At 62.4% G+C, this 8,591-nt stretch carries 8 protein-coding genes and 1 pseudogene; 6 read left to right on the top strand and 3 right to left on the bottom strand.

The features are described from left to right. On the bottom strand, positions 1–1,207 hold a 1,207-nt coding region (locus NKJ20_RS23310; protein WP_352747291.1), incomplete at its 3' end, for an acyl-CoA carboxylase subunit beta. A gap of 388 nt (positions 1,208–1,595) precedes the next feature. Here NKJ20_RS23310 and NKJ20_RS23305 point away from each other — a divergent pair. Then, positions 1,596–3,014 (top strand): DEAD/DEAH box helicase, encoded by a 1,419-nt coding sequence (locus tag NKJ20_RS23305; RefSeq protein ID WP_352705481.1) that lies wholly within the window; start codon positions 1,596–1,598, stop codon positions 3,012–3,014. A 102-nt stretch (positions 3,015–3,116) separates the two neighbouring features. Here the strand turns inward: NKJ20_RS23305 and NKJ20_RS23300 are convergent. Both NKJ20_RS23300 and NKJ20_RS23295 read right to left on the bottom strand, forming a co-directional pair. After that, positions 3,117–3,268 (bottom strand): annotated as a pseudogene (locus tag NKJ20_RS23300) (alpha/beta hydrolase); the annotation flags it as partial. Between the two features lie 28 nt (positions 3,269–3,296). Continuing rightward, on the bottom strand, positions 3,297–4,118 hold the full coding sequence (locus NKJ20_RS23295; RefSeq protein ID WP_352747288.1) for an SDR family NAD(P)-dependent oxidoreductase: 822 nt from the start codon (positions 4,116–4,118) through the stop codon (positions 3,297–3,299). A 215-nt stretch (positions 4,119–4,333) separates the two neighbouring features. Here NKJ20_RS23295 and NKJ20_RS23290 point away from each other — a divergent pair, with 215 nt between their 5' ends. The 5 genes from NKJ20_RS23290 to dapB all read left to right on the top strand — a co-directional run bounded on the left by NKJ20_RS23290 (position 4,334) and on the right by dapB (position 8,524). Continuing rightward, positions 4,334–5,368 (top strand): cysteine synthase A, encoded by a 1,035-nt coding sequence (locus NKJ20_RS23290; RefSeq protein WP_352747285.1) that lies wholly within the window; start codon positions 4,334–4,336, stop codon positions 5,366–5,368. Beyond that, positions 5,368–6,111, top strand: a complete 744-nt coding sequence (locus tag NKJ20_RS23285) for an alanyl-tRNA editing protein (protein ID WP_352705485.1) — start codon at positions 5,368–5,370, stop codon at positions 6,109–6,111. The genes NKJ20_RS23290 and NKJ20_RS23285 overlap by 1 nt, the downstream gene beginning before the upstream one ends. A gap of 35 nt (positions 6,112–6,146) precedes the next feature. Further along, entirely contained in the window at positions 6,147–6,998 is an 852-nt protein-coding gene (gene sseA, locus NKJ20_RS23280; protein WP_352747282.1) for a 3-mercaptopyruvate sulfurtransferase, read from the top strand. Between the two features lie 5 nt (positions 6,999–7,003). Further along, positions 7,004–7,567 carry a GNAT family N-acetyltransferase gene (locus tag NKJ20_RS23275; protein WP_352448953.1) on the top strand — a complete coding sequence of 188 codons (564 nt, stop codon included), beginning with the start codon at positions 7,004–7,006 and terminating at the stop codon, positions 7,565–7,567. A 150-nt stretch (positions 7,568–7,717) separates the two neighbouring features. Then, positions 7,718–8,524, top strand: coding sequence for a 4-hydroxy-tetrahydrodipicolinate reductase (gene dapB / locus NKJ20_RS23270; protein WP_352747279.1), 807 nt, complete (start codon positions 7,718–7,720; stop codon positions 8,522–8,524). Positions 8,525–8,591 lie beyond the last annotated feature (67 nt).

Raw genomic sequence — 8,591 nt, 5'->3', positions numbered from 1 at the left:
ATACGGCTTTTGTGTTGATGCGGTTTTTTTTGGCCCGGGGCGCTGCGGCATCGCCAAACACATGCTGGGCGCGGTGTTTAAAAACCCCACAATTTCCCGGCGGGGGGCGGGCAAACACCCCCGCCACGTCGACGAAGGTGACGATCGGGATCGAGAAGCAGTCGCAGAATCGCACGAAACGAGCCGCCTTGCGGCTGGCATCCGAATCGAGCACGCCGGCCAGCACCATCGGCTGGTTGGCGACGAAGCCGACGGTGCGGCCCTCGATACGGCCGAAGCCGGTGACGATGTTTTTCGCAAAATTCTGCTGGATCTCGAAGAAGTCACCCTCGTCGGCAACTTTAAGGATCAACTCTTTGATGTCGTAGGGTTTGTTGGCATTGTCGGGGATCAGCCTGTCGAGCGACAGATCGTGATCGGTGACCGACTGGTAGCATTCGATCTCGGGAATTTCCGCCGTGTTGGAAGCGGGCAGCAGATCGACCAGCCGGCGCATCTGCAGCAGCGCCTCGACGTCATTGTCGTAGGCTCCGTCGGCGATCGAGGACTTCGTCGTGTGGATAGAAGCGCCGCCGAGGCTTTCGGCGGTGACCGTCTCGTTGGTGACGGTCTTCACCACATCCGGCCCGGTGACGAACATGTAGGAGGTTTCGCGAACCATGAAGATGAAGTCAGTCATCGCCGGCGAATAGACATCGCCGCCGGCGCAGGGGCCCATGATCAGTGAAATCTGCGGGATGACGCCAGAGGCCAGTACATTGCGCTGGAAGATCTCGGCATAGCCGCCGAGCGCCGCCACGCCTTCCTGGATGCGGGCGCCGCCGGCGTCGTAAAGGCCGATGATCGGCGCGCGATTGCGCAGCGCCATCTCCTGGACCTTGACCACCTTTTCGGCATGCGCCTCGGACAGCGAGCCGCCGAACACGGTGAAATCCTTGGCGAAAAGATAGACCGGGCGACCGTTGACGGTGCCCCAGCCCGTAACGACGCCGTCGCCGGCGATCTTGGTTTTCTCCATGCCGAAATCGGTCGAGCGGTGCTCGACATACATGTCGAACTCCTCGAACGAGCCCTCGTCGAGAAAGACGTCTATGCGTTCGCGGGCGGTCAGCTTGCCCTTCTTGTGCTGGGCGTCGATGCGGGCCTGGCCGCCGCCCATGCGGGCGATCTCGCGGCGGCGCTCGAGTTCCTTCAGCACGTCCTTCATGACCGGTCCCCGAAACGGAAAGCTGCATTGTGGTAATCATGCCCGCGAGAGAGCGCAAGCGCCGCTTCCTCATGGCTTTTGCTGCGCTGCAGCATCGGGCCCCTTGCATTTCGATGGGAACTGGGCCATATGCGGCGGCATAGGCGCTTGGGCCGGGATAATCCGGCCTTCTCGACGAATGAGACTGGTTGCGTCTGTTTTCCCTCTTCCCGACAGATCGGCAAGGTGGCGAAAAAGCCCCGTGGCATGATGCCTGCGGGCACGACAGCGCAGCCGTGCGGACGATAATGTCCGCCCGCCTTGTCGTTTCATGACAATTTTCGACGGCAGGTTGCGCCCTGCCGCCCATTGATGTTTGCGGCCAGGAGCCGCATGAAAGAAGAATATTTTGACCAATGAAAACACTTTGACCGGTAAGGACACTGGGGAACTGAACGGTTTCGCCGCACTTGGAATTACCGGCGCACTGCTCAAGGCCACCAATGCCGCCGGCTTTACCGATCCGAAGCCGATCCAGGCCCAGGCGATCCCGCCGCAGCTCGAAGGCCGCGACATTTTCGGCATCGCCCAGACCGGCTCGGGCAAGACGGCGGCGTTCGCGCTGCCGATCCTGTCGAAGATCATCGCACTTGGCACCAAGCGCCGGCCGAAGACGGCCCGCGCGCTGATCCTGGCGCCGACACGTGAACTCGCGGTGCAGATCGAGGAGATGATCAAGCTGCTCGCCAAGGGCGCGCATGTATCGACCGCGCTCGTGCTGGGCGGCGTCTCGCGCTTCAGCCAGGTGAAGAAGGTTGCGCCCGGCGTCGACATCCTGATCGCAACGCCCGGTCGGCTGACCGACCTTGTGCGTGAAGGCGACCTGATGCTTGCCGACACCAAATGGCTGGTGCTCGACGAAGGCGACCGCATGCTCGACATGGGCTTCATCAACGACGTGAAGCGCATCGCCAAGGCAACGGCGCCGGACCGTCAGACGGTGCTGTTCTCGGCGACTATGCCGGCCGAGATCGCCGAACTGGCGAAAGGCCTGCTGAAGAACCCGATCCGCGTCGAAGTCGCTCCTCACAGCACCGCGGCAGCCGAAATCGTGCAGGGTGTCGTCTTTGCCCGCACCAAGCAGAAGCGCCAGGTGCTGGCCAACATGCTTGCCGGTGAGGCGATGAAGTCCGTCATCATCTTCTCGCGCACCAAGCATGGCGCCGACAGGGTGACCAAGGATCTCGAGCGCGACGGCTTCAAGGCCGCTGTCATCCACGGCAACAAGTCGCAGAATGCCCGTCAGAAGGCACTCAACGATTTCCGTGAGGGTTCGGTGCGCATTCTCGTGGCGACCGACATTGCGGCACGCGGCATCGACGTGCCCGGCATCAGCCATGTGGTGAATTTCGACCTGCCGGACGAGGCGGAGAGCTATGTCCACCGGATCGGCCGCACCGGCCGCAACGGCATGGACGGCATCGCCATCACACTCTGCGACCCGTCTGAAAACAGCAAGCTGCGTCAGGTCGAGCGCATCATCCGCACCAAGCTGCCGATCGTTGCCGACCATCTCGGCAGCCCCGATCCGCAGCGCAATCCCGCCGAGAAGAACGAGCGCAGCTTCGAACCGGCCAATGATCGCAACGACCACAATGGCCGTCGCGACGGCAGGCGGCCCAGCGGCGCAAACAACGGCTTCGGCAAGAAGCGGTTCGGCGACAAGCCGGCCTTTGCGGGCGAGCGCAAGCCGGAAGGCGCCAAGCCCTTCAAGGGCAATAACAAGCGCCGCTTCGGCGGCAAGCGGCCAGCAGCGCGGGCCGCATAATCTGACCGTGTTGCGGTCGGCCAAGCCTGGCTTGGTCACACACGATTGAAGAGGGCGACCGGAGCGATGCTTCGGTCGCCCTCTTGCTTGGGGGCCTTTGGGTCACCTTACCACCGCCTCGATCGACACGACGATCCGCTGCGCGAGGAAAGCCGTGGTCGATGCGACAGCGCGTCGCCGGCAATGACGTGGTTGTCCGGGTCGCCGGTATCGTCGACCGGCACCAATTCATGTGCGGCGCCCCAGCGACCCGCAAACACGATCGCTCGCCCATCACCGATCCTACTCGACTGGCGGCTTGCGGTCGAAATTCAATGGCCGCGCATTCCAGCGGGTGACCGTGCTGATCACCCATCGGCAGAACGGCCCCGGCAGCATCCTGAGCAACTTCAGCGTCCAACTCAGGCGGCGTGGGAAAGTGACTTCGAAGCCGCCGTATTCGATGCCTTGCGCGATGCGGCGCGAGGCCAGATTGACCGGCATCAAGCCCGGCATCGGCAGGAAGTTCTTTTCGGTCAGCCGCGTGTCGACAAAGCCCGGATTAATCACCTGGATGCGGACGTTCATCTTGTCGAAATCGTATTTCAGCGACTCGGCCAGGATATTGACCGCCGCCTTGGTGCCGCCATAGGCGGCGGTGGTGGGCCAGCCGAAATAGGCGGTGACCGAACCGATCAGCACGACATGGCCGCGCGAGCGCACGCGCATGCGTTCGATGACCGGCAGCAGGCCATTGATGATGCCAAAATAATTGACTTCGAAAGACCGACGGAAATTGCGCGCCACAAGATCCTCGCCCGGCGTTGCGATATAGCTTCCAGCGTTGAACACTGCCAACACGATCGGACCGAGATCTTTCTCGATCGCTGCAACCGTCTTCGCCATGCGTTTTTCGTCGGTCACGTCGCAAGGATAGGCTGCGACACGGCCCGCCATCTGCGCCGTTTCGACGATGAGCGTATCGATCGGATGGTCATCTGGCGCAGTCACCGCGACGACATAGCCCCGAGCGGCAAGATCCTTGGCCAGCGAACGGCCGATACCGCTGCTGCCGCCCGTAATCCAGGCGACGCCATGCTTCGGATTGGCCCGATAGAGTGTCATGTTGCGCCCCGCCGGCTCTTCTTAGCCTGTGCTCTACCGGTGAAGAAATCGAATGAAAAGAGTGCTTTTCGGTACATGGTTGAAATGAATACCGGTCGGGCGCTCCTGGCTGCAGGAATTGCAGTGTGCGAAATGCGACTGGACCAGGCAAATTCTTGCCTTGAAACCGAAGCTTCGGGTTTCTAGGGTTTCGCCGCACCCACAAAGGAATCTCCATGCCCCGTTCTGTGATCGACGTGATCGGCAACACGCCCCTGATCCGCCTCAACAAGGCCTCGGAAGCAACCGGCTGCGAGATCCTGGGCAAGGCCGAATTCATGAATCCCGGGCAGTCGGTAAAGGACCGCGCCGGCCTGTTTATCATCCGCGATGCGGAGCAGCGCAGGCTGCTGCGGCCCGGCGGCGTCATCGTCGAGGGGACGGCCGGAAATACCGGCATCGGATTGACACTGGTTGCCAAGGCGCTCGGCTACCGCACGGTGATCGTCATTCCCGACACCCAGAGCCAGGAGAAGAAGGATACAATCAAACTGCTCGGCGCCGAGCTCATCGAAGTGCCCGCCGTGCCTTACAAGAACCCGAACAATTACGTGAAGCTGTCGGGCCGGCTGGCCGAGCAGATGGCGAAGAGCGAGCCGAACGGCGCGATCTGGGCCAACCAGTTCGACAATGTCGCCAACCGTGACGGCCATATCCGCACCACGGCCGAAGAAATCTGGAACCAGACCGACGGCAAGGTGGATGGTTTCGTGTCGGCGGTCGGTTCCGGCGGCACTCTGGCAGGCGTCGGTTTCGGGCTGAAGGCCAAAAACAACCAGGTCAAGATCGCACTGGCCGATCCGCTGGGGGCAGCGCTCTATTCCTTCTACACCAGCGGCGAGCTGAAATCCGAGGGCAGTTCGATCACCGAAGGCATCGGGCAGGGGCGGATCACCGCCAACCTCCAAGGCTTTACACCCGATTTTGCCTTCCAGATCGCCGACGAGGACGCGCTGCCGATCGTATTCGACCTGATCCAGGAGGAGGGGCTTTGCGTTGGCGGTTCGACGGGCATCAACATTGCCGGCACCATTCGCCTGGCGCGCGAGCTAGGCCCCGGCCACACCATCGTGACCATGCTTTGCGACTACGGCACGCGCTACCAGTCGAAGCTGTTCAATCCTGAATTCCTGCGCGAAAAGAAGCTGCCGGTGCCGGGCTGGATGGAGCAACAGCGCACGATTTCGGTACCGTTCGAAAGGGTTACGTGATGGCGCACAAGACCGAAGCGCTGTTTCGTGACGACGCCTATCTGGGAACGGCCGACGCCACCGTCGTCGCAGTCAATGATCGCGGCGGCATCATTCTGGACCGGACGGTGTTTTACGCCACATCGGGCGGGCAGCCGGGCGACACCGGCAGCCTCGAACGCGCCGACGGCACCGGCATAGCGATTGCCGCTACGATCACCGGCGAAACCAAGGACGAGATCATCCATGTGCCGGCGCCGGAGCAGGCAGTTCCAAAGGTGGGCGAGCGCATGAGGCTCGCCATCGACTGGCCGCGGCGGCAGTTGCTGATGCGCATGCATTCTGCCTGCCACCTGCTTACCGTCGTCTGTCCGTTCCCGATCACCGGCGCCGCGGTTTCCGAGGACGACAGCCGTATTGATTTCGACATCCCGGACGCCGGCTTTACCAAGGAAGACGTGACGGCCAGACTGATGGAGCTGGTGCGAGCCGACCACCCGATCTTCACCCGGCTCATTTCCGACGAGGAACTGGCATCCAATCCGGGCCTGGTGAAATCCAAGAATGTGCGGCCCCCGGCCGGCACGGGAAGGATCCGATTGGTCTGCATCGGCGAGAACGCTTCGATCGACAGCCAGCCTTGCGGCGGCACCCATGTAAAGAGCACCAGCGAAATCGGCGAGATCCATGTCGGCAAGATCGAGAAGAAGGGCCGCGAGAACCGGCGCTTCCGCATTCGCTTTGGTCCTATGCCGCCAGCCTGATATAGGACTGCGACGGGCGGGACAGGAGAGAAGAGATGGCCGACGACAGTCCTTTCACCATCGATGCCGATTGGTTACAGAAGCGGCTCGGCGAACCCGGCCTGACGATTGTCGACGCGTCTTGGTATCTGCCGGCGCAAAAGCGTGACGCGCGCGCCGAGTACGACGTAGCGCATATTCCAGGCGCCCGCTTCCTCGACCAGGATGCGGTTTCGGACCCCGACGCGGCTCTGCCGCACACGCTGCCGTCGCCGCAGCATTTCGCGCAATATGTCGGCGCGATGGGTATTTCGGCCGATGACACGATTGTTGTCTATGACGGGCCAGGGTTCTTTTCTGCACCGCGCGCCTGGTGGTTGTTTCGCGTCATGGGCGTGTTCCAGGTCTATATACTCGACGGCGGCTTCGATCGTTGGAAAGCCGCCGGACGGCCGGTGACGGCGGAGCCGACGAAGATCGCGCCTTGCGTGTTTTATGCCAACTTCGATGCCGCCCGCGTCGCCAGCCTTGCCGACATGCGCCGGATCGTCGAGACGGGGGAGAGCCAGATCGCCGACGCGCGCTCGCCTGGCCGTTTTGCCGGCACCGAGCCGGAGCCGCGCCCCGGCATCCGCTCGGGCCATATGCCGGGCGCGCACAACGTGCCGTTTTCGGCGCTTTCGGAAAACGGCGAATTGTTGCCGAAGGACAGGCTGCGCAAAGCGATCGAAGGAGCCGGCATCGACCTGTCGAAGCCGGTCGTCACCTCCTGCGGGTCGGGCGTCACCGCGGCAGCCGTCACGCTAGCTTTGGAGACGCTTGGCCATGCCGACAACAGGCTTTATGACGGTTCATGGACCGAATGGGGCGGGCTTTCCGACACGCCCGTCGTGACGGGCAAGGACTGACGGTGATGGAAGACGGATCGCTGGAAGACATCGATGTCACCGTGACGTTTCTCGAAATGCATGTGCCGCCTGCCTATTCGCCGCCGCTGCCGTACAACCGCCAGATCGCGCTGCTCAAGACCAAAGACATTCCCCTGCATTTCTACCGCTATTTGATGGATCGGGTCGGGCGCAAATGGCACTGGGTCAATGTGTTGAGGCTGAGCGACGAGGAGCTTGCGGCGGGCATCCACCGCGAGGACCGCGACATCAGGGTGCTTTATCTGGATGGTGCGCCGGCCGGCTTCTTCGACCTCAAGCCGCATTTGCCGGAGGAAGTGGAACTCGCTTATTTCGGAATGATGGAGCACGCGACCGGGCAAGGCATCGGCCGCTGGTTCCTCGGTGCGGCAATCGCCGCGGCATGGTCGCACGGGCCAAAGCGGGTGACGGTGCAGACCTGCACCCTCGATCACCCAGCAGCACTGCCGCTCTATCAAAAACTCGGCTTTACGCCAGTGGCGCAAAAAAAGGAGGTCGTACATCCGATGTCTTTTGCCGAGCGCGCGGCCAGCGTCATGCGGCCCTGATTTTCAGGCCCGTTCATCCGCGCTTCAGCTTGTCTTTGCAATGTCCCAGAGTCTCTGGATCAACACTCAAAGGCGAGCCCGACTTGAATGAGCTTGGCTCTTTCCATATCGCTATCGTCTAAAAACCGATGGGTGATGGAGGATCGCACGATGGCAATACGCGTGGTAATGGCCGGCGCGACCGGCTGGGTCGGCAAAGCGCTGGTTCCGGCGATCGGGGCGCAAGGCGACATGGCGCTGGCCGGGGCTGTATCACGCAGCGGAGCGGGGCAGGATTCCGGTCTGCTGGTTGGTATGCCGGCTAATGGTATTGCCGTTTCGGCCTCGCTGGCCGAGGCGCTGGAGGCGCCGTCGGACGTGCTGGTCGACTTTACCAAGCCGCATGTCGTGAAAGACCATGTGCTGCTCGCCATCGACAACGGACGGGACACGGTGATCGGCACGTCGGGACTGGGAGCTGCCGACTATGCCGAGATCGACGCCGCGGCGCGCGCCAATGGCGTCGGCGTTGTTGCCGCTGGCAACTTTTCCATCACCGCCACGCTGATGAAGCGGTTTGCACTTATGGCGGCAAAATACGTGCCGGATGTCGAGGTCATCGATTATGCTAGTGCAAAGAAGCCCGACGCGCCCTCCGGAACCGCACGAGAGCTTGCTGAAGCGCTGGCCGACATCCGCAAGGCCTCAACGGCAAAGCCGGTCTCCGAGGTCTCCGGCGTGCCGGCCACACGCGGTGGTGCGGTCGGCGCAGGCGAGGGGGTGCAAGTGCACGCGCTTCGCCTGCCGTCCTACATCCTGTCCTGCGAGGCGCTGTTCGGTCTGCCAGACGAGCGGCTGACCATACGCCACGACGCCGGCTCGTCCGCGGCGCCTTACGTGGCGGGCACGCTGCTCGCCATCAGACGGGTACAGCAGATCAAAGGTCTGGTTCGTGGTCTCGACGCGCTGATGGATTGATCCATTTCGGCAGGAATCGGGTGGGAAACGCTGTCTTGCGAGCATAATTTCCGGTCGACGACACCGG

Origin of the sequence: Mesorhizobium sp. M0185 (assembly GCF_040322175.1) — a bacterium.
Classification (GTDB): Bacteria; Pseudomonadota; Alphaproteobacteria; order Rhizobiales; family Rhizobiaceae; genus Mesorhizobium.
This window is presented reverse-complemented; position numbering and strand designations above follow the sequence as displayed.